This is a genomic window from Cobetia sp. BL01, from assembly GCF_056493605.1.
In genome coordinates this window covers 561,436-581,636 of the sequence record NZ_JBVBEE010000002.1, presented here as the reverse complement: position 1 = coordinate 581,636, position 20,201 = coordinate 561,436, and the positions used below count along the sequence as shown (strand labels likewise).

Here is a 20,201-nt window from a genome sequence, read left to right as displayed (position 1 = left end):
CATGTCTGGCATTGTCCTCTATCGATTCAGCCTGGCATCAGCGCCATGCGTCACTCACCGCTGATGTGCGCGCGATGCTCAGCGGAGGGCGGGGCATCACCGGTGGCATCTTCCAGGCGGCAGACCTGCACCTGGCGAATGCGACGGTTGTCGGCATTGAGCACGGTGAAGCGCCAGCCGGCGAAGTCGGTCGACTCCTGGCGACGTGGCATGTGGCCGAAGCGCTGGATCATCAGACCGCCGATGGTATCGAACTCTTCATCCGGGAAGTCGGTGGCGAAGTGCTCGTTGAAGTCCTCGATGGTGGTCAGGGCGCTGACGGCGAACTGGCCGTCGCCCAGCTCACGGATATCCTCATCCTCATCGGTGTCGTGCTCATCCTCGATGTCGCCGACGATCTGCTCGAGAATGTCCTCGATGGTGATCAGGCCCGCGGTGCCGCCGTATTCATCGATGACCACCGCCATGTGATTGCGGGTCTCGCGGAATTCCTTGAGCAGGCTGTTGAGGCGCTTGGACTCCGGGATGAACATGGCCGGACGGATGGCTTCACGCAGATCGAAGCGCTTGCGCTCGCTGTCGTTCTGCAGGATCAACGGCAGCAGGTCCTTGGCCAGCAGGATGCCGAGCACCTCGTCGAGGTTCTCGTCGATGACGGGATAGCGGGAATGCGCCGATTCGAGGATCAGCGGCAGGTACTCCTCAGGACGCTGATCGACCTGGATGGCCTGCATCTGGGAGCGGGGGATCATCACCTCGCGGACTTGCTGGTCACTGATTTCCAGCGCGCCCTCGATGATGGCAATCGCGTCCTGATCGAGATTGAGGCGTGGGCCTACCTCGGTCAGGAACTGAAGCAGCTCACTGCGGGAGCTGGGTTCGTCGGTGTCGCTTGAGAAGGCGCCGAACAGCTTATCGAGCCAGGATTTCGAATGGCTTCCCGATCGGTCTTCGCTCATGCGTTAGTTTCTCTTTTCCTCGGTGGCGATACCCCATCGTCGTGGGGGTATCGGGGCTGCCGGGTGACGCCTGGACGAACCAGGCATCACCCGACGGCGGGTGCTGCCGATGCGAAAGGGCATCGGCATCATTGATTCTCTTCCCGGTAGGGGTCGGCAATGCCCAGCCCTGCCAGCACGTCACGCTCGAGGGCTTCCATATGCTCGGCGTCATCGTCCTCGATATGGTCATAACCTAGCAAGTGCAAGGTGCCATGCACGAGCATATGGGCAAAATGGTCCTCGAGGGACTTGCCCTGGGCGGCCGCTTCCCGCGCCACGACGTGCACGCTGATGACGAGGTCGCCGAGAAAGCGCGAGGCGTCGTCCGCTTCATCCGCGGCCTCATCCTCAGCCGTCATCAGTTCCGGGGTCTGCGGCGCCTCAGCATCGCCCACGCCACCTGACTCCAGCATGACATCGTCGTCAGCGGCGTCGCCCTGAGGCTGGCCGTCGAGGCCGGCGTCTTCACCGTCATCGAATCCCGGAGCTTCCTCGGCGAAACGCTCCGCCAGTTCGGCCGGCAGGGCGAAGTCGTCGAGATCCAGTGGCTCATGCGGGAAGGACAGCACATTGGTGGAGGAATCCTTGCCGCGATAGTCGCGGTTGAGCCCGCGGCTTTCTTCCTCTTCCACCAGGCGCACGGTCAGCTCGTAGGGGGTGTCATCCGCCTCGCCTTCACTCTGCAGGGCGTCATCGGCCATGGCCCCTGCCAGCGCCGCGGCCACCCAGGCCTCGAGCTGATGGCTCGCCGGCAACGGCTGGCCATCGATCTCGCTCTCGGTGACAGCGAGTTGCAGGTCCACGACCACGGCAGGTGCCTGGCTCACTGAGCACCCCCATTGCCGGAGGGCCTGTCACTGGACGAGCTGTTCTCGAAGGGCGGCGTGCTGCCCTGGGCATTGAGTGCCGCCATGCGCGCCTCGCGCTCGGCCTGGCGCTTCTCGCGACGCTCGCCTTCCTGCTTCTCTTCCTCGGCCTCGAAGCTGTCGTAGGCCTCGACGATGCGTTGCACCAGCGGGTGACGCACCACGTCCTTGGCGAGGAAGCGGGTGATGCTGATCCCCGGGGTGTCCTTGAGCACTTCCAGCACGTGCGCAAGGCCCGACTGGGTACCACGCGGCAGGTCGACCTGCGAGACATCCCCTGTGATGACGGCGGTGGAGCCGAAACCGATGCGCGTCAGGAACATCTTCATCTGTTCGCGCGTGGTGTTCTGGGACTCATCGAGAATGATGTAGGCATTGTTGAGCGTCCGGCCACGCATGTAGGCCAGCGGGGCGATCTCGATGATCTGGCGCTCGATCATCTTGTTGACGTGCTCGAAGCCGAGCATCTCGTAGAGGGCGTCATAGAGCGGGCGCAGGTAGGGGTCGATCTTCTGGGCCAGATCGCCGGGCAGGAAGCCGAGCTTCTCGCCGGCCTCGACCGCAGGACGCACCAGCAGGATGCGGCGCACTTCCTGATTGTTGAGCGCTTCCACCGCAGCGGCGACGGCCAGATAGGTCTTGCCGGTACCGGCCGGGCCGATGCCGAAGTTGATGTCGTGGTTGCGCATCTCGGTGACGTAACCCTGCTGGTTGAAGCCGCGCGGGCGGACCAGCACCTTGGGAGTACGAATCACCACGTCGCCGTAGCTGACGTCCTGGTCTTCCGCGGCTTCCACCAGTGCCTCGACACCGGATTCCTGCAGGAAGAGATGGACGGTCTCGGCATCGACTTCCCCGGCACCGGTCTCGCGATAGAGGTGCTCCAGCACGTTGGCTGCGGCCTTGACGGCAGCCGAGGGGCCGGCGATCTGGAAGTCGTTGCCGCGGTTGCGCAGGGTGACACCGAGTCGGGATTCGATCAGCTTGAGGTGCTCGTCGCGCTGACCGGTCAGGCTGGCCAGACGCTGTGGGTCTGCCGGCTCGAGCGTCATGTTGAGAATGCGATTGGCTTGCTGGGGCTGGTGGCTCAAGGCGTCGAATGTCCTGATGCAGGTGAATGCGTGAGTCGCGGTGGGCAAGGAATTCACCTGAGTGAAACCCGGCTGCCACGTCGTTGAGAAGAGCTTAATGCGCGATGGCCGTACAGGGCAATTGTCCTGTACGGCCAACGTGGCTATCCGCTTGATAGTGGGGGCTGATGGCGCCTCGTCAATCCCTGGGGCGACGAGTGATCAATAGCGATATGGAGAGGCGAGCTCGCCACGCAGCGAATTGGGATAGGCCTCGGTGATCTCGACATCCACCAGGTAGCCGATCAGCTCGGTCGGGTTGGCGGCGCGGAAGTTGACCACGCGATTGTTCTCGGTGCGCCCGGACAGCAGGCCCGGATCACGCGGCGAGAACCCGGAGACCAGAATGCGCTGGGTGGTGCCGACCATCTTGCGCCCGATCTGCATCGCCTGCTGATTGATGCGCTCCTGCAGGATCATCAGGCGCTCCTTCTTCACCTCCTCGGGCGTATCATCCTCGAGGCTGGCCGCCGGGGTGCCGGGGCGCGCCGAGTAGATGAAGCTGAAGGAGTGATCGAAGCCGATCTGGCCGATCAGGTCCATGGTGTCCATGAAGTCCTGATCCGTCTCGCCCGGGAAGCCGACGATGAAGTCGGAAGAGAAGCTGATGTCCGGACGCAGTGCACGGATGCGCTCGAGCTTGTCGATGTAGAGATCACGCTCGTGGCCACGCTTCATCGCCGCCAGAATGCGGTTGGAGCCTGACTGCACCGGCAGGTGCAGGTGGCTGACCAGCTCGGGGATCTCGCCGAAGGCCTCGATCAGCGAGTCCTTGAACTCCAGCGGATGCGAGGTGGTGAAGCGGATGCGGTCGATCCCCTCGACCTGCGCCACGCAGCTGATCAGTTCGGCCAGGTCGATCTCCTCGCCCAGCAGGTTGAGGCCGGCGTAGGCATTGACGTTCTGGCCCAGCAGATTGATCTCGCGCACACCCTGGTCGGCCAGATGGATGACTTCATCCATCACCTTCTCGAAGGGACGTGAGACTTCCTCACCACGGGTGTAGGGCACCACGCAGAAGGTGCAGTACTTGGAGCAGCCTTCCATCACCGAGACGAAGGCGCTGGCGCCGTCGCTCTTGGGCGCGGGCAGGTTGTCGAACTTCTCGATCTCCGGGAAGGTCACGTCGACCACGGAGATCTGCTTGAGGCTCTCGCGACGCGTATTGAGCATCTTCGGCACGCGGTGCAGGGTCTGCGGGCCGAAGACCATGTCCACATGTGGCGCGCGCTTGCGCAGGTTGTCGCCTTCCTGACTGGCCACGCAGCCGCCGACACCGATCACCAGGTCCGGATTCTTCTCCTTGAGCTTCTTCCAGCGTCCCAGCTGATGGAACACCTTCTCCTGCGCCTTCTCGCGGATGGAGCAGGTGTTGAGCAGGATGACGTCTGCCTCGGATTCGTCGCTGGTGACTTCCATCTGGTGCGATTCGCCGAGCAGATCCGCCATGCGCGCGGAGTCATACTCGTTCATCTGGCAGCCGTGGGTCTTGATGAAGAGTTTCTTCGCCATTGCCTTGTGTGAACGCTCTGAGCTGCGCGCCGAACCTTCGTTCACTCCCGGCTCTCGACACCTTGGGTGGCGGAGGGCTTGAGAAGCGGTCAGGAGAAGGGGCGCGACTTGTGATGAATGAGCCCCGAGGCCTGAGCCTGGCGGGAATCGAGGGCGTGGCAGCCTTGAGACGTGATGCTCAATGCGTGCCTGAGCCGAAATCAGGACGGCATAGTATAGGAGTCTGACGGGCATGCGGCCAGCCCTCAGACCGTGGCGGCCCCTGCAAGCTCTGGGGTTTCTCATGGAAATGTCGGGGGCGGGACGGGAGTGGCGAGAGGCTTGCACGCATGGCTTCAGGCTGAGGGTGGCTGTGGTATCCTCACGGGCAGATTGGCGACGTCCGCGTGTGATATCCGTCTCAAGCCCGTGTTGCAGGGCAAACAGGCAGCTGTCAATAGCTTGATTTATTGAGGTTTTCATGCCGACAGTGGCGGCACTGGTGCTGGTCAAAAAATAAACGATTTGTTGGCGAGGCAGGCATTTCGCCGTGCGCGGACCTTCCATCGTCACGTTGTCCCAAGACTTATCCACAGAAAGTGTGGATGTCTGATGACAGCGAAATATCTACTACGTCCCAGCGGTATAGTGATGTCAGGCAGGAAGCCTTGCGTCACGCAACCTGTCAGACAGCGCATGGGCAGATCAAGGCATGTCACGGCATGCCGACAAGCGGTCGACGGTGTTCGGCAGATGCGTTCGGAAGCCTCGATTCCGATGCCTGCTCGTCAGCGGCGACCACCGCCCTCAGACACCCATGAAGAACGCGACATGATGCGATCACTCACTCTCAGCACCTTTTCCCTTCGTTCACTCGGCAGCGTGAGCCTGCGCTCATTGCGCCGTGCCTTGCTTGGGCTTGGCGTCACCGGCAGCCTGATGCTGGGACTGTCTGCACCGCTGGCCAATGCCGCGAGCGAGCGTTGGGTCTCTGACAATCTCACCACCTTCGTGCGCAGCGGCCCCACCGATGGTTACCGTATCGTGGGCACGGTGGAGGCCGGGCAGCCGGTCGAGCTGCTCGACGTCCAGAATGACTACAGCAAGATCCGCACCGCCAGCGGTGACGTGGTCTGGCTGCCTTCCGCCGACCTTCAGGACACGCGCAGCGTCAATGCGCGTGTGCCGGCTCTCAGCAGCAAGGTCAAGGAGCTTACGGCCAGGCTCGATGGCATCAATGACGAGTGGGAAACTCGGGTCTCGGACATGAAGGCTGGCCTCGAGACGCGTCAGGCGCGCATCGAGGAGCTGGAAGCCTCCAGCAACAGCCAGTCCGCGGAGCTTGAGCAGGCCCGCAGCAAGATGCGCAAGATGCAGGCGCTGCTGGACACCCAGAAGCAGGACCTGCTGATGCGTTACTTCATGTATGGCGGTGGTGTGGCCGGTGCCGGACTGCTGGTCGGCCTGATCGTGCCGCACCTGCCGCGCCGCAAGAAGAAGCGTCACGGTTTCCTGTAATTCGTGAAGGTCTCCACTCGCCCGAGTGTCGCCGCACTCGGGCATCTCCAGATTCCAGGAGGGCTCTCCCATGTCAGCAGATGACCCCGTGTCAGCGTTGATGTCAGGCAATGCCCCGGCCAGTGACCCCTGGCTTGCGCGTTGGGCCGAAGGCCGGATCGGGTTTCATCTGCCGGCGCCCCATCCGGCGCTGGAGCGCTGGTGGCCGCGTCTCGACGTCGCGCCCCAGGCCAAGGTGCTGGTGCCGCTGTGTGGCAAGAGTCTGGACATGCGCTGGCTGGCGGCTCAGGGGCATCCGGTGCTGGGGATCGAGCTTGCGCGTCAGGCCTGTGAGGCCTTCGTGGCCGAGGGAGTCGGGGATGTCTCGCGCTATCGACTGGATCATTTCGAATGCTTCCGTCAGGGGCCGGTCGAGCTGTGGTGCGGAGACTTCTTCCACTTCCACATCGATCATGTCGATCATCTCGATGCCTTCTATGACCGTGCGGCGCTGATTGCACTGCCCGAGGCGACTCGTCAGCGTTATGCCTTCCATCTGGCTCAGCTGTTGCCGCCCGGCGCTCGCGGCCTGTTGATCAGTCTCGAGCGTGACACGGAGCGTGAACAAGGGCCGCCGTTTCATGTCTCGGAGGCGGAGATCCGGCGGCTGTTGGGCGCCAATTTCACGCTGGAGGTGCTGGAGCGCCGTGCGCCGGATGATCGTGGGCTGCGCGAGACGGTCTGGGCGCTGGTGCGCAAGGGGCCCAGAGAGTGATTGACTGATCCACCTCGCCGCGATACCTGGCGGGTCTGCCTCATCTCGTGAAACGCCACCGCCGCCCATTGGGCGGCGGTGGCGTTTTCGTTGGACGAGCAGGTGGTGCGGGGCTGCTGGACGCGTCTCCCGAGTGGACTTACTGGTCCAGCTGGCGGATCAGGGTGGTGTCCTGGAAGGCGCGTGTCAGGGCATCCCCGATCACCAGAGAGACCAGTTCGGTATTCTTCTCCTGGCTGGGCTTGAGGGCGTAGCCCTGATCACGCGTGGCGGTATAGCTGCCGGTGTAGCGCTGCTTGCCGGAGACCGCGACCGCCTGGATCACTCCGTTGAGTGCCGCGGTGTCGGTGAGCAGACCGCCGCGCTTCACGCCATAGGCCAGCTCGGTCAGCGAGAGGGTCAGTTCGGTGGCACCGGCATTGGCCTGCTCGGCGGTCACCGGCACGAAGCCCATGCGGCGCAGGGCGCTGATGGCCTGTGCCTCCAGCTTGGGCGTCAGATCGCCGGTCGGGACCACCAGATAGCTGGAGGCGTTGGTGGCACCATCACGGGTGCCGATGCGCTCAGAGGGTCGCTCGTCGCGCACTTCCACCACCACCTGCTGGCCATGGCCGACCACCCCCATCTCGCCAACCTGCGGGTTGACGTACAGGCGTTGCGGGCTGGTGCCGCAGGCGCTGAGTAGCGCGGTCGTGGCCATCAAGGCCACGCTCATGCAGGTAATACGCAGGTGTCGCATCATCGTTCGGGCTCCCGGGCCGGTGGCCGGTCAACAGTGGAAGGATCACGAGAGCCGGCTGAATGGCAGGCTCCCGGATTGATGGGCGCGAGTATAGGGTCAGATCGCGCCGGGTGAGTAGTGGAAATTCTGGCTCATGGCTGTTCCCGTTCGGCGACGCTCACTGGCCGGGCGGCACGCGGCGCGTCAATGCCAGCAGCCCCAGCAAGGGGCCGGGCAGAATGCTCAGCAGCAACAGGCTGCCCTGTGCGGCGATCAGCGGGGTCAGCAGGGCGATCGAGACCAGTGACAGGCTGAAACCGATGGCATTCATCAAGGCCAGCGCACTGGCCTGCAGCTCGACGGGCGTGCCGCCGGCCGCCAGCGCGGAGAATTGCGGGGAATCGATCACGGCCATCAGGCTCCAGAGCGCCAGCAGACCCAGCAGCAGGCCATAGCCGGCCTCGAGTTGCATGGCACCGACGAACAGCAGGGTGAGGATCACCGAGCCCGCCAATCCCAGGCGCGCGACCCACAGACTCCCGCGGGTGCGCGACAGCCAGCCTCCGACCACGCAACCGGGCCCGCCCACCGCGATCACCATGAAGCTGTGCAGCGCCAGTTGCGTGGCCGAGAGTGAGAGGCCGTTGAGTCTGGCCATGGTCGTCAGCAATAGCGGCACCAATGCCCACAGCGTATAGAGCTCCCACATGTGGCCGAAGTAGCCCAGCGCGCCGCGCACGAAACCGGGATGACGCCAGGCGGCCAACCCTCGTGTCGCGCGGGCAAGCAAGGACGTCTGCGTCGAGGCAGGCGCTGGTGCGGGCGGGGCGACAGCGGGCAGCAAGGCCACCAGTCCGGCCCCGGCCACGGCCAGCAGCGAGGCCATGCCTATCGCCGCCCCCCAGGGGAGCGAGAAGCTGCCACTGAGTTGCAGGGCAGCCAGGCCATGTGGCAGCGAGGTGCCCAGCACCAGCATGCCGACCAGCCAGGCCAGTGCAGCTCCGGCGCGGTCCGGGGCCGTCTGTACCATCAGCTTGAGTCCGATGGGATAGATGCCGGCCAGCGCCAGGCCGGTCAGCACGCGCAGCGCCGAGGCACTCAACAGCCCCGGCGCGAGGATGAGCGCCAGGTTGGTCAGCGCCCCCAGCAGGCACGAAGCCATGAACAGGTGGCGTGCCGCGAAGCGGTCTGCCAGCCCCGCCAGCCCCAGGGTCAGGGTGCCGACGATGAAGCCGCCCTGTACCGAGGAGGTCAGTTGCCCCAGAGCGCCAGCGCTCTCGCCGGCAAAGTTCCAGCTCGCCAGCATTGGCGTCAGCACGGCATTGGGCGTGAACCACAGGCTGGTGCCGAACAGCTGAGCCAGCGCGATGAGGGCGACGGGGTAACGGCTGGCCAGTTGCCGCCAACGGGCATCGGCCGAGGAAAGAGAGTTTGAGGAGGACAAGAGAGCACCTGGTTGAGCGCGAGCGACATGAAAACGGGCGACACCGTGGAGTGTCGCCCGTATCGCAGGTCCTGACCAGTCAGGCAGATGACGCATCGCTCAGAGCGTCAGGCGCAGCGCGAGTGGCCTCGCTCAAAGCCCCATGGCCGAGGAGGTGGAGCGGCGCGGGTCGGCACCGCCATAGAAGGTGCCGTCCTGGATCATCACGGACTGGATGGCCCCCATGGCGTCCTTGGTGACGACCTTGTGGCCCATCGCCTCGAGCAGGCGGATGGTGTCCTGACTGATGCCCGCCTCGATGCGGATCTCATCCGGCAGCCACTGGTGGTGGATGCGCGGAGCGCTGACAGCCGACTGGATGTTCATGCCGTGATCGATCACGTTCATCAGCACCTGAAGCGTGGTGGTGATGATGCGCGAGCCGCCGGGGCTGCCGGTGACGAGGAAGTTCTTGCCATCCTTCATCACGATGGTCGGGCTCATGGAGGACAGCATGCGCTTGCCCGGCTCGATCTTGTTGGCGACTCCACCGATCAGGCCATAGGCATTGGGCACGCCCGGCTTGGCGGAGAAGTCATCCATCTCGTTGTTGAGCAAAAAGCCTGCGCCATCCACCACGATGCCGGAGCCGTAGCTGAAGTTGATGGTGTAGGTATTGGAGACGGCCAGGCCATTGCCATCGGCGATCGAGAAGTGGGTGGTCTGGTTGGATTCATAGGGCTGCGGCTTGCCGGGCTTGATCTCGCTGGACGGCGTGGCCTGGTTCATGTCGAACTGGCCGCGCAGCTCCTTGGCGTAGTCCTTGGAGGTGATGCCGGCCAGCGGCACATCGACGAAGTCGGTGTCGCCCAGATACTCGGAGCGATCGGCGTAGGCACGGCGCATCGCCTCGGCCATCACGTGGATGGTGGCGGCGGAATTGAAGCCCATCGCCTGGATGTCGTCACCCTCGAGCATGTTGAGAATCTGGACGATGTGCGCACCGCCGGAGGAGGGCGGGCTCATCGAGAAGATGTCGTAGCCACGATAGGTGCCATGGACCGGCTCACGGATTTCCGGCTCGTAGGCCTTCAGGTCATCCATCGTCATGATGCCGTCATGGCGATCCATCTCGGCGACGATCAGCCTGGCCGTCTCACCTTCATAGAACTCGCGCGGGCCATTGGCGGCGATACGCTTGAGCGTCGCGGCCAGCTCCGGCTGCTTGAACAGCTCGCCAGCTTGATAGTTGCTGCCGTCTGCCTTGTAGAACACCTTGGCGGTGCTGTCCCACTTGGCGAGGCGGTCCTTGGCATCGCTCAGCCCCTTGGCGAAGCGGGTCGGGATGACGAAACCGTCTTCCGCCAGCTTGATGGCCGGAGCCAGTGCCTGCTCGAGCGTCAGGGTGCCGTAGTCCTCCAATGCCTTGGCAAGACCAGCCACGGTGCCGGGGACGCCCGCAGCGCGATGCGTGAAGCGAGACCACTCGGCCACGGCTTCGCCATTCTCGTCCTGGAACATCGTCTCGCTGGCCGCAGCCGGAGCTTTCTCACGGTAATCGATGGCGACCACCTTGCCGGTCTTCTCATCGGACACCAGCATGAAACCGCCGCCCCCGATGTTGCCGGAGCGGGGTTGGGTCACGGCCAGCGCGAAGCCGGCCACCACGGCGGCATCGACGGCATTGCCGCCTTCCGCCAGGACATCACGTGCGACCTGTGAGGCCAGGTAATGGCTGGTGGCGACCATGCCATGCTTGCCTTCCACCGGATGGAAACGCTCGCCTTCCAGAATCGCGCTGCTGTCCGCGAAGGCGGCCGGCATCGCGGTGGGCAGCAGACCTGCCAGAGGCAGCAGTGCCGCCGCGGCGAAGGTCTTCAGACGCTTGCGTGCTGCACAAGGGGTGTCGAACATGAGTGGTAGTCCCTTTATCGTTATTGGAGTCGCTGCATGGCGTCGGTGACGCGCGCGCCACGTGCTGTCGTGAGTCGCATCGGGAGTGGCTACCCAGACGAACCGTTTTACTATCAGATGCTAATGCACCAATTTCAACCTCGATGACGACGGCGTCCGTCGCGCAGAGGGGAACGCAAGCGCTGGTGCCGGGACAGCCTGACGCTTCACACAGTGCCTGTCTTTTGTGAGAGGGTGACGTAAAATGCCCCTTCCACTTGCTGATGGCGCCTGATGACATGTCTGATCTACTGCCGAATGATTTCAAGATTGCCCCGTCGATCCTGTCTGCCGACTTCGCCCGCCTGGGGCAGGAAGTCGAGGATGTGCTGGCGTCCGGTGCGGATATCGTGCACTTCGACGTGATGGACAATCATTACGTGCCCAATCTCACCATCGGTCCGATGGTGTGCAAGGCGCTGCGTGACTATGGCATCACGGCAGAGATCGATGCGCACCTGATGGTCACCCCGGTGGATCGCATGATCGGCGACTTCGCCGAGGCAGGCGCCAGCTTCATCACCTTCCATCCGGAAGCCTCCGATCACGTCGATCGCTCGCTGCAACTGATCCGTGACGCGGGCTGCAAGTCCGGCCTGGTGTTCAATCCGGCCACGCCGCTGTCCTATCTCGATTACGTGATGGACAAGGTCGACATGATCCTTCTGATGAGCGTCAATCCGGGCTTCGGCGGGCAGTCCTTCATCCCCGGAACGCTGGACAAGCTGCGTGAAGCGCGCCGGCGCATCGATGCCTCCGGCTACAACATCCGTCTCGAGATCGATGGTGGCGTGAAGGTCGACAACATCGCCGAGATCGCGCGTGCCGGGGCTGACACCTTCGTCGCGGGTTCCGCCATCTTCAATGCGCGCAGCGACAGCGATGCCAACCGCTATGACAGCGTGCTGGCGAAACTGCGTGCCGAGCTTGCCAGCGTGCGTGGCTGATCCGGCCATGCCGGAAGCGACTGTGCCGGAAGCGACTGTGCCGGAAGCGACTGTGCCGGGAGAACCGTGTGTCGCGGACGCGGCGGCGCAGACGGGCGAGACGTCATCCGAGTGGTGGCTGTATGTCCTCGAGACGGCCCAGGGGCGCCTCTATACCGGCATCAGTACCGATGTGACGCGTCGCCTGAGCGAGCATGCCGGCGGCAAGCGGGGCGCGCGTGCCCTGCGTGGCAAGGGGCCCTTGACGTTGTGTTATCAACAGGCGGTCGGGGATCGCTCGCGGGCGCTCAAGCTCGAGTACCGCGTCAAGCAGCTGAGTGTCTCCGCCAAGCGGCGCCTGATTGCCGGCGAACTGACGCTTGAGAGCCTGCTCGGGTAAGTGCCTGAACGCACAAGTGCCTGAATGAAAACGCCCCCGACGGAGACCGTCGAGGGCGTTTTTCGTTCTGAGCGGGTGATCAGTGCAGCTTCATCTTCGGACGCAGGTAGCGATTCAGGCCATCCACGATGACGGTCATGCCGGTCTTGATCACGCCGTGGATCGCCATCTGGTGCATGCGATACAGCGAGGCGTAGAAGAACTTGGCCAGGCGGCCTTCGATGAACAACGAGCGCGCGGAGGCGCCGCGCATCAGCGAGCCGACGGCATCGAAGTGCGCCAGCGAGATCAGCGAGCCGTGATCCTTGAACACGAATTCCTTCAGCGGCTTGTTGTCCATTGCCGCACGCAGGTTCTTGACCATCAGACTGGCCTGCTGGTGAGCGGCCTGGGCGCGTGGCGGCACGCGCTTGTCATCCGGCTGCGGGCAGCTGGCGCAATCGCCGAGCGCGAAGATGGCGTCATCGTCGATGCTCTGCATGGTCTGGTGGACCTTGACCTGGTGGTTGCGCTCGGTGGACAGGCCCAGCTCCGACAGGAAGGACGGCGCCCGGATACCGGCGGCCCATACGCTCAGATCCGCCTCGATCAGGGTGCCATCGGCCGTGGTGATGCCGCGTTCGTCGGCGCAGGTCACGCGGGTGTCAGTGTGGATGTCCACACCGAGTCGGGTCAGCTCCTTGGCGACCGGCTTGCCGATGCGCTCCGGCAGGGCCGGCAGGATGCGGGGAGCGGCCTCGATCAGATGCACCTTGACCTGGCGATCCTCCAGCGAGGAGAAGCCATAGCTGTGCAGCATCTTTGAGGCATCGAACAGCTCGGCGGACAGTTCGACCCCGGTCGCGCCGGCGCCGATGATGGCGACGTTGAGCTGCTGGCGCTCACACTTGTCGCCATTGGCGCTGAAGCGCAGGAAGGTGTCGAGCATGTCGCGACGGAACTTCTCGGCCTGCTGCGGGCTGTCCAGGAAGTGACAGTGCTCAGCGACGCCCTGGGTACCGAAGTCGTTGGACACGCTGCCCAGCGACAGCACCAGATAGTCATAGCTCAGGGTGCGCGAGGGCAGCAGTACGGTGCCGTTGGCATCGTGGATGGCCGCCAGTGTCAGCTGCTTCTCTTCGCGCTCCAGGCTTTCGAGAGTCCCGCGTTGGAACTTGTAGCCGTGGGCCTTGGAGTGGCCCTGGTAGGACACCTCATCAAGACCGGAATCCAGCACGCCGGTGGCCACTTCGTGCAGCAGAGGCTTCCAGATATGCGTGGAATTGCGATCGATGAGGATGATTTCGGCTTTCTTCTTGCGACCCAGCTTGTGGCCAAGCTTGGTGACAAGTTCCAGACCGCCGGCGCCACCGCCGACAACCACGATGCGGGGAATAGCCATGGAGAGCTCCTGAGAGTGACAAGATCGAAAAGGACAAGCAGAAACTGGCTGTCGCCGGAGCGTCGGGTTGCGCGTTTTTTCGTTGTCACTGGCGCCACACCCGGAGGGACGGTCGACTGAATGGCGCTATGGTAACGTGACCGCTGGCGTGCTAATAGTGGCAGGGTGAAGGAATGTAATTTTTTTACGGATTTTTCCAACAAAACAGATGAAACCATGCGTTGCGTGGATGAATGGCGGACGATTCTCGTCCCGTGACAGCCGGATTCAGCGAGTGATCTCAGGAGGCCAGGTGAGCGAAAAGACGGTAATGCAGACTTCCGACGAGGCGTCTGTCCAGACCGCGTCTCATTCCACTTCCACGCCCTGCGATACCGCGCGTGGCGGGGACGCTCTCGGGCCCCGACCCGAGCAGGTACAGAGCCTCGATCACGGGCTGGCGCATCCGGCATTGCGGGGCATCAAGATGGTGGCCTTCGATCTGGATGGCACCCTGATCGACTCGGTGCCGGATCTTGCCAACGCGATCGACAGGATGCTGGTCGATGAAGGCTTGACGGCACTCGGGGAAGACCGCGTGCGCGACTTTGTCGGCAATGGCGCGCGGGTGCTGGTGGAGCGAGCGCTTGAGGCGCATGGTCTGGCGACGGATGATCTGACGCGGGTCGAGCGCGCACATCAGTGCTTCCTGGCGCATTACGCCGCGGACCCCAGCTCGCGTACACGGCTATACCCCGGTGCGCGTGACTGTCTGGAGGGGTTGCATCAGGCCGGTGTGGTCGTGGTGCTGATCACCAACAAGCCGGAAACCTTCATCGAACCGCTGCTCTCGCATTTCTCGCTGGCGGAACACTTCGCGCTGGCGTTGGGCGGCGACAGTCTGCCGACGCGCAAGCCGGATCCCGCGCCGTTGCTGTTCGCGGCCGAGCGCCTGGGGGTCGCGCCGCGGGAGGCGTTGATGGTCGGGGATTCACGTCACGATATCGCGGCAGGTCGCGCCGCCGGTTTCCGGACGCTGGCGGTGCCCTACGGCTACAACCACGGTGAGCCGATCGCGCGCAGTCATCCGGATCACATCGTCGAGTCCCTGGCCGAGCTGGTCGTCGCAGACTGAGCCTGCCAGACAGCGCTGCCGCCACCGGCACGCGATGATAGACTGACGCCAGACAAGCCGGTCGCGTACCGGCAACGCCCCCTCCGTGGAAGGAACTGCAGGTCATGATGACCCCACAACACTTCGCTGAACTGGCCGAGGCAGGCTACAACCGCATTCCCGTTACTCGTGACGTGCTGGCGGACCTCGACACACCGCTGTCCACCTATCTCAAGCTGGCTGACATGCCGTGGACCTTCCTGCTGGAGTCCGTGCAGGGCGGCGAGAAGTGGGGGCGCTATTCGATCATCGGCTTGCCGTGCCGTGAGCGCATCGAGGTGCGTGGTCAGGTCGTGGCGCATCTGGTCAATGGCGAGCAGACCGGCATGACCGAGGTGGAAGATCCGCTCGAGTGGATCGAGCAGTTCCAGACGCGCTTCCGGGTGCCGGTCATCGAGGGCGCACCGCGCTTCAATGGCGGGCTGGTCGGCTACTTCGGCTATGACACCGTGCGCTACATCGAACCGCGCCTGCGGGGCGTCGAGAAGCCGGACCCGCTGGGCGTGCCGGATATCCTGTTGATGGTGGCCGACGAGCTGGTGATCTTCGACAATCTCTCTGGCCGCCTGACGTTGCTGACCCATGCCGACCCCGAGACACCCAATGCCTTCGAGGCAGCCTGCGAGCGTCTCGAGCGCCTCGAGATCCAGCTGCGCAGCGCCACGCTGAATACCGTCAGCCCCGGTACCGGAGGTGATCCGGTCCAGGAGACCGATTTCACTTCCGGCTTCACCGAGGAAGGCTTCAAGGGCGCGGTCGAGAAGATCAAGGAATACGTGCTGGCCGGTGATGTCATGCAGTGCGTGCCGTCCCAGCGCATGTCGATTCCCTACCGTGCCGCGCCGTTGGATCTCTATCGTGCGCTGCGCAGTCTGAATCCCTCGCCGTACATGTTCTTCTTCAATCTGGATGATCATCACGTCATCGGCTCGTCGCCCGAGATTCTCTCGCGTCTCGAGGATGGTGAAGTCGCGGTGCGTCCCATTGCCGGAACGCGCGTACGCGGTGCCACCGAAGAGGAGGATCTGGCGCTCGAGAAGGATCTGCTCTCGGACCCCAAGGAAATCGCCGAGCACCTGATGCTGATCGACCTGGGCCGCAACGATGCCGGGCGCATCAGTCAGACCGGTAGCGTCAAGGTGACGGACCAGATGGTGGTGGAGCGCTACTCCCACGTCATGCACATCGTCTCCAACGTCACCGGCAAGCTAAAGGAAGGGCTGGGGCCGATGGACGTGCTGCGTGCCACCTTCCCGGCGGGCACGCTGTCCGGCGCGCCGAAGATTCGCGCCATGGAGATCATCGACGAGCTGGAGCCGGTCAAGCGTGGCATCTACTCGGGTGCGGTGGGCTATCTCTCCTGGCACGGCAACATGGATACCGCGATCGCGATCCGTACCGCCGTGCTCAAGGATCAGGTGCTTCACGTCCAGGCCGGTGCCGGGGTGGTCGCGGATTCCGTCCCGCAGTCCGAGTGGGACGAGACCCTCAACAAGGGGCGCGCACTGTTCCGTGCCGTGGCGATGGCGGAGCGGGGCCTGGACAACCTGGACTGATTGCCGCGCCATGCACGACAGGGAGTGGCCCGGCGGCCTTGCGGGGCCGCTCCCTGCAATGTCGCATGTGATTGACACTCCCAACGGCTCAACGCACTATTGACCCATGACGCTACGTAACCCGCACGACCTCAGCCAGCAGTGGTGGCGCTCCTGACAACGGGGCGGCTTTCGCATGTCTGAAGTTCGAGGACGTACGACCAGAAGAATGCCGCCGACCAGGGCGGCATTTTTGTTGCTGGACGGCGGGAACGACACCAAAGGAGGGCGGGCAGGCCGGTGAATCACGGCACGGATCCGCTCCCGAGAATGGACACTGACCATGCAGGCATTCACTTCGCAGGACGCCAGCGCGCCACGCGTGCTGATGATCGACAACTTTGACAGCTTCACCTACAACATCGTCCAGTATCTGAGCGAGCTTGGGGCCGAAGTGCTGACCGTGCGCAATGACGCCATCACGCTCGAGCAGATCGAGGCGCTCGGTGCCACGCATCTGGTGCTGGGGCCGGGGCCATGCACGCCCAATGAGGCCGGGATTACCCTGGACGTCATCCGTCACTTTGCCGGCAAGCTGCCGATCCTGGGGGTCTGTCTCGGCCATCAGGCCATCGGTCAGGTCTACGGTGGCAAGGTGGTGCGTGCCCCTCAGGTAATGCATGGCAAGACCTCCGCCGTCCATCACGACAACAGTGGCGTCTTCGCCGCGTTGGCCGAGCCGCTGGAAGTCACGCGTTATCACTCGCTGGTCGTCGAGCGCGACAGTCTGCCTGAGTGTCTTGTCGTCACCAGCTGGACGGGAGACGACGATGTCACCCCGCAGCTGATCATGGGACTGCGCCATCGCGAGCTTGATGTCGAGGGTGTGCAGTTCCACCCCGAGTCGATCCTCACATTGCAGGGTCATGAGCTTCTGGCTAACTTCCTGCGTCGCGGCGAGGTCGAGAAAGCCGCTTGAGCGGATGCAGATCGCAAGAGTCATATTTCATTTTCATGCGTCAGCCGCCGAGGCTGGCGTCTGCGGAGACACAACATGCAGATGCGTGAGGCGATTGGCGCCGTGATGCGCCGCCAGCACCTGAGCTACGACGACACTCATGCGGTCATGACGGCCATCATGACCGGCGAGGCAACCCAGGCGCAGATAGGGGCGCTGTTGATGGCCCTGTCGATGAAAGGCGAGACGGTCGATGAGCTGGCCGCTGCCGCGCAGGTGATGCGTGAATTGATGACGCGAGTCACGGTGCGCGCCACCGATGCGGTGGACATCGTGGGTACCGGCGGAGATGGGGCCAATCTGTTCAATGTGTCCACTGCCGCAAGTTTCGTCGTGGCCGCCGCCGGTGGGCATGTGGCCAAGCATGGCAACCGCAGTGTCTCCTCGTCGTCCGGCAGTGCGGATCTGCTCGAATCGGCTGGCATCCATCTGGCGCTGAATGCCGAACAGGTCGCGCGCTGCATCGATGATATCGGGGTCGGCTTCATGTTCGCGCCCAATCATCATGCTGCCATGAAGCATGTGATCGGTCCGCGTCGCGAGATGGGGGTGCGCACCATGTTCAACATCCTGGGTCCGCTGACCAATCCGGCTGGCGCTACCCGTCAGGTGCTCGGCGTGTATGACCCCGCGCTGGTGCCGCTGATGGCCGAGGTGCTCAAGCGTCTCGGGGCCGAGCATGTGCTGGTGGTGCACAGCGATGACGGTCTGGACGAGATCTCGCTGGCGGCGCCGACCCTGGTCAATGAGCTCAAGGATGGCGAGATCCGCGAATACCGCATCGCGCCGGAAGACTTCGGTATCGCGCGCCAGTCGCTGGATTCGCTGGCAGTCGCGACGTCTGCCGACAGTTTGAAGCTGGTGCAGCAGGCGCTGCGCGGAGACGAGGGGCCGGCCAGCGATATCGTGGCGCTCAATGCCGGCGCGGCCCTGTACGTGGCCGGTATCGCAGACAGTCTCAAGGAAGGCGTCAATATTGCCGAGGACGTGCAGGCCAGCAAGCTGCCCTTCGAGAAGATGAAGGAGCTTGCCGATTTCACCCGTGTCTACGCCCAGGTCAATGATGAAGGAGCGACCCGCTGATGAGTACCGAGCAACAGACGACTGACAAGGCGCTGCCGACCATCCTGGCCAGAATTCTGGCGCGCAAGGAAGAGGAGATCGCCGAGCGCAGTGCGGCGGTGGGCGAGGCGGATCTTCAGGCGCTGATCGAGAAGCAGAGCGCGCCGCGTGGTTTCATCAAGGCGCTGACATCTCGGATCGATCGCGGTGAGCCGGCCATCATCGCCGAGGTGAAGAAGGCCTCTCCCTCCAAGGGCGTGATTCGTGAAGACTTCGCGCCGGCCGAGATCGCCGTGGCATATGAGCAGGCCGGCGCTGCCTGCCTGTCGGTGCTGACCGATGCCGACTTCTTCCAGGGGCATGAGGACTTCATGATCGAGGCGCGTGACGCCGTCTCGATCCCGGTGATCCGCAAGGACTTCATCATTCATCCCTATCAGGTGCTCGAGGCGCGTGCCATCGGTGCCGACTGCATTCTGCTGATCGTCGCGGCACTGGACGATGCACGCCTGAGTGCTCTGCATGATCAGGCGCGAGAGCTGGGCATGGATGTGCTGGTCGAGGTGCATGATGGAGAGGAGCTCAAGCGTGCGCTGGCGCTGGGGATCGAGCTGGTCGGAATCAACAACCGTGATCTGCGTAGCTTCGAGACCTCACTGGAGACGACGCTGGACCTGTTGACCGACATGCCATCGGGAGTGCGCGTCGTGACCGAATCAGGTATCCATACCCGTGAGGATGTGGCGAAGATGCGTGACCGTGGTGTCCACGGCTTCCTGGTGGGCGAGGCCTTCATGCGCTTCGAAGACCCGGGTGAAGGCTTGCGTGGGCTGTTCTTTCCACAGTAGATAGTCTGTTCTTTGTTGATATTGTTATCTTTAAGATAACAAAAGCCCGTCTCGGAATGCCGAGACGGGCTTTTTCATGTCGTCAGGTCAAGCTTGGTGAGCTCAGTCCGACGGGCACAGTTCGACGGGCTCAGCTCGAAGGACTCGGTCTGGCAGGCTCAGTACGACAAGTGCAGCCGCTCGGCAGTCTCAGTTTCCGCTGTCGATGGTCGCATGTGACCCGAGCAGGGCATCGGCGATTTCCTCGACCCCGGCGCCATGACCGTGGCGGGTCAGCCAGGCGGGCTCCCAGCCCAGCGCTGCACGATGCTTGAGGATATTGGCGACGCCCACGGTATGCCGGAAGGTAGCGAACATCGGCGCGTCATTGGGGGCATCGCCGACGTACATCACCTCCTGTTCCAGTTGCATGCGGTCCAGTCCGAAGGTCTCGGTCAGGACACGCACGGCCATGCGTGCCTTGTCGAAGTCACCCTGCCAGGCATTGATATGGATGGAGCTGGCACGCGCCTGAATGCCGGCGGCCGTGAAGCCGGCGATGATGGCGTGGATCTGTGCCTGCGACAGCGGGCTGACGGCCTGACAGTGGTCCACCGCGACATCCGCGTAGCGGAAGGGCTGGTCCTGGGCCAGTGCGGCCTGGGGATGGTTGAGCAGCAGCTGGCGCGCCACCGTCATCACATGGCGTTGACGCGCGCGAAGACGTGCTTCGTCCTCCCACCAGGTCGTGAGTATCCGCTGCCCCTGGCGCTGAAAGGCGAAGGCGCCGTTCTCCCCGATCACGGCGGCCACTGGCCAGGCCCTGGCGATATGATCGCACCAGCCGGCACAGCCGCCCGTGACCGGAATGACCTTGATGCCGGCTGCCTCCAGGCGCTCGAGTGCCGCCAATGTCGAGGCATCGAGTCGCCCTTCCCGGGTGAGGGTGTCATCGATGTCGGTCAGCAGGTAGCGAATGCCGGACAGGGTGGTGGCTGGGCAGTGAGCGAAGGCTTGCATGGTGATTCCGATCATCCTCGTG

Annotated in this window: 18 protein-coding genes; 9 read left to right on the top strand and 9 right to left on the bottom strand. The window is 63.6% G+C overall.

Annotation, left to right across the window (positions count from 1 at the left end; translation table 11 throughout):
• Nucleotides 1-50: 50 nt before the first annotated feature.
• From ACZYGA_RS06240 to miaB, 4 genes are all read right to left on the bottom strand, one after another.
• Complete coding sequence (locus ACZYGA_RS06240; RefSeq protein ID WP_077371396.1) at nucleotides 51-959, bottom strand: HlyC/CorC family transporter; 909 nt, start codon at nucleotides 957-959, stop codon at nucleotides 51-53.
• 128 nt (nucleotides 960-1,087) lie between these two features.
• Nucleotides 1,088-1,702 carry an rRNA maturation RNase YbeY gene (gene ybeY / locus ACZYGA_RS06235; protein WP_479398631.1) on the bottom strand — a complete coding sequence of 205 codons (615 nt, stop codon included), beginning with the start codon at nucleotides 1,700-1,702 and terminating at the stop codon, nucleotides 1,088-1,090.
• A 122-nt stretch (nucleotides 1,703-1,824) separates the two neighbouring features.
• On the bottom strand, nucleotides 1,825-2,958 hold the full coding sequence (locus tag ACZYGA_RS06230; RefSeq protein ID WP_373996114.1) for a PhoH family protein: 1,134 nt from the start codon (nucleotides 2,956-2,958) through the stop codon (nucleotides 1,825-1,827).
• 201 nt (nucleotides 2,959-3,159) lie between these two features.
• Nucleotides 3,160-4,509: a tRNA (N6-isopentenyl adenosine(37)-C2)-methylthiotransferase MiaB gene (gene miaB, locus ACZYGA_RS06225; RefSeq protein WP_077373068.1), complete on the bottom strand. Its 1,350-nt coding sequence runs from the start codon at nucleotides 4,507-4,509 to the stop codon at nucleotides 3,160-3,162.
• An 810-nt stretch (nucleotides 4,510-5,319) separates the two neighbouring features.
• On the opposite strand from miaB, the gene ACZYGA_RS06220 reads away from it, so the two are divergent.
• A complete protein-coding gene (locus tag ACZYGA_RS06220) occupies nucleotides 5,320-6,006 on the top strand; it encodes a TIGR04211 family SH3 domain-containing protein (protein WP_307722825.1) in 687 nt (228 codons plus the stop codon).
• 70 nt (nucleotides 6,007-6,076) lie between these two features.
• On the top strand, nucleotides 6,077-6,760 hold the full coding sequence (gene tmpT / locus ACZYGA_RS06215) for a thiopurine S-methyltransferase (protein WP_240499588.1): 684 nt from the start codon (nucleotides 6,077-6,079) through the stop codon (nucleotides 6,758-6,760).
• Nucleotides 6,761-6,899: 139 nt separating this feature from the next.
• Here tmpT and ACZYGA_RS06210 read toward each other — a convergent pair whose 3' ends face one another.
• From ACZYGA_RS06210 to ggt, 3 genes are all read right to left on the bottom strand, one after another.
• A complete protein-coding gene (locus tag ACZYGA_RS06210; protein ID WP_077371405.1) occupies nucleotides 6,900-7,502 on the bottom strand; it encodes a YajG family lipoprotein in 603 nt (200 codons plus the stop codon).
• A gap of 157 nt (nucleotides 7,503-7,659) precedes the next feature.
• Nucleotides 7,660-8,925 (bottom strand): MFS transporter, encoded by a 1,266-nt coding sequence (locus tag ACZYGA_RS06205; protein WP_479398605.1) that lies wholly within the window; start codon nucleotides 8,923-8,925, stop codon nucleotides 7,660-7,662.
• A 132-nt stretch (nucleotides 8,926-9,057) separates the two neighbouring features.
• Complete coding sequence (gene ggt / locus ACZYGA_RS06200) at nucleotides 9,058-10,728, bottom strand: gamma-glutamyltransferase (RefSeq protein WP_479398629.1); 1,671 nt, start codon at nucleotides 10,726-10,728, stop codon at nucleotides 9,058-9,060.
• A 368-nt stretch (nucleotides 10,729-11,096) separates the two neighbouring features.
• Here ggt and rpe point away from each other — a divergent pair, with 368 nt between their 5' ends.
• On the top strand, nucleotides 11,097-11,804 hold the full coding sequence (gene rpe, locus ACZYGA_RS06195) for a ribulose-phosphate 3-epimerase (protein WP_077373074.1): 708 nt from the start codon (nucleotides 11,097-11,099) through the stop codon (nucleotides 11,802-11,804).
• A gap of 7 nt (nucleotides 11,805-11,811) precedes the next feature.
• The gene (locus ACZYGA_RS06190) at nucleotides 11,812-12,183 is read left to right on the top strand and encodes a GIY-YIG nuclease family protein (protein ID WP_479398603.1); all 372 of its coding nucleotides are present in this window, start codon (nucleotides 11,812-11,814) and stop codon (nucleotides 12,181-12,183) included.
• A gap of 79 nt (nucleotides 12,184-12,262) precedes the next feature.
• Here ACZYGA_RS06190 and ACZYGA_RS06185 read toward each other — a convergent pair whose 3' ends face one another.
• Nucleotides 12,263-13,564: an NAD(P)/FAD-dependent oxidoreductase gene (locus ACZYGA_RS06185; RefSeq protein WP_077371416.1), complete on the bottom strand. Its 1,302-nt coding sequence runs from the start codon at nucleotides 13,562-13,564 to the stop codon at nucleotides 12,263-12,265.
• 292 nt (nucleotides 13,565-13,856) lie between these two features.
• On the opposite strand from ACZYGA_RS06185, the gene ACZYGA_RS06180 reads away from it, so the two are divergent.
• The 5 genes from ACZYGA_RS06180 (at nucleotide 13,857) to trpC (ending at nucleotide 19,180) form a co-directional block, all read left to right on the top strand.
• Nucleotides 13,857-14,678, top strand: a complete 822-nt coding sequence (locus tag ACZYGA_RS06180; protein ID WP_479398602.1) for a phosphoglycolate phosphatase — start codon at nucleotides 13,857-13,859, stop codon at nucleotides 14,676-14,678.
• A gap of 107 nt (nucleotides 14,679-14,785) precedes the next feature.
• The gene (gene trpE / locus ACZYGA_RS06175; RefSeq protein ID WP_077373081.1) at nucleotides 14,786-16,273 is read left to right on the top strand and encodes an anthranilate synthase component I; all 1,488 of its coding nucleotides are present in this window, start codon (nucleotides 14,786-14,788) and stop codon (nucleotides 16,271-16,273) included.
• Nucleotides 16,274-16,595: 322 nt separating this feature from the next.
• Nucleotides 16,596-17,231 carry an anthranilate synthase component II gene (locus ACZYGA_RS06170; RefSeq protein WP_077371419.1) on the top strand — a complete coding sequence of 212 codons (636 nt, stop codon included), beginning with the start codon at nucleotides 16,596-16,598 and terminating at the stop codon, nucleotides 17,229-17,231.
• A gap of 75 nt (nucleotides 17,232-17,306) precedes the next feature.
• Nucleotides 17,307-18,353, top strand: coding sequence for an anthranilate phosphoribosyltransferase (trpD, locus tag ACZYGA_RS06165; RefSeq protein ID WP_084209260.1), 1,047 nt, complete (start codon nucleotides 17,307-17,309; stop codon nucleotides 18,351-18,353).
• Entirely contained in the window at nucleotides 18,353-19,180 is an 828-nt protein-coding gene (gene trpC, locus ACZYGA_RS06160; RefSeq protein ID WP_279855213.1) for an indole-3-glycerol phosphate synthase TrpC, read from the top strand. The genes trpD and trpC overlap by 1 nt, the downstream gene beginning before the upstream one ends.
• Nucleotides 19,181-19,369: 189 nt before the next feature.
• Here the strand turns inward: trpC and ACZYGA_RS06155 are convergent, their stop codons facing one another.
• The gene (locus ACZYGA_RS06155) at nucleotides 19,370-20,179 is read right to left on the bottom strand and encodes an HAD-IIB family hydrolase (protein ID WP_479398600.1); all 810 of its coding nucleotides are present in this window, start codon (nucleotides 20,177-20,179) and stop codon (nucleotides 19,370-19,372) included.
• Nucleotides 20,180-20,201: the final 22 nt, after the last annotated feature.

Coding starts and splice junctions, on each gene's coding strand:
- ACZYGA_RS06240 (WP_077371396.1), bottom strand. CDS start 959: ATGAGCGAAGACCGATCGGGAAGCCATTCGAAATCCTGGCTCGATAAG.
- ybeY (WP_479398631.1), bottom strand. CDS start 1,702: ATGGCCGATGACGCCCTGCAGAGTGAAGGCGAGGCGGATGACACCCCC.
- miaB (WP_077373068.1), bottom strand. CDS start 4,509: ATGGCGAAGAAACTCTTCATCAAGACCCACGGCTGCCAGATGAACGAG.
- ACZYGA_RS06220 (WP_307722825.1), top strand. CDS start 5,320: ATGATGCGATCACTCACTCTCAGCACCTTTTCCCTTCGTTCACTCGGC.
- tmpT (WP_240499588.1), top strand. CDS start 6,077: ATGTCAGCAGATGACCCCGTGTCAGCGTTGATGTCAGGCAATGCCCCG.
- ACZYGA_RS06210 (WP_077371405.1), bottom strand. CDS start 7,502: ATGATGCGACACCTGCGTATTACCTGCATGAGCGTGGCCTTGATGGCC.
- ggt (WP_479398629.1), bottom strand. CDS start 10,728: ATGCCGGCCGCCTTCGCGGACAGCAGCGCGATTCTGGAAGGCGAGCGT.
- rpe (WP_077373074.1), top strand. CDS start 11,097: ATGTCTGATCTACTGCCGAATGATTTCAAGATTGCCCCGTCGATCCTG.
- ACZYGA_RS06190 (WP_479398603.1), top strand. CDS start 11,812: ATGCCGGAAGCGACTGTGCCGGAAGCGACTGTGCCGGAAGCGACTGTG.
- ACZYGA_RS06185 (WP_077371416.1), bottom strand. CDS start 13,564: ATGGCTATTCCCCGCATCGTGGTTGTCGGCGGTGGCGCCGGCGGTCTG.
- trpE (WP_077373081.1), top strand. CDS start 14,786: ATGACCCCACAACACTTCGCTGAACTGGCCGAGGCAGGCTACAACCGC.
- ACZYGA_RS06170 (WP_077371419.1), top strand. CDS start 16,596: ATGCAGGCATTCACTTCGCAGGACGCCAGCGCGCCACGCGTGCTGATG.
- trpD (WP_084209260.1), top strand. CDS start 17,307: ATGCAGATGCGTGAGGCGATTGGCGCCGTGATGCGCCGCCAGCACCTG.
- trpC (WP_279855213.1), top strand. CDS start 18,353: ATGAGTACCGAGCAACAGACGACTGACAAGGCGCTGCCGACCATCCTG.
- ACZYGA_RS06155 (WP_479398600.1), bottom strand. CDS start 20,179: ATGCAAGCCTTCGCTCACTGCCCAGCCACCACCCTGTCCGGCATTCGC.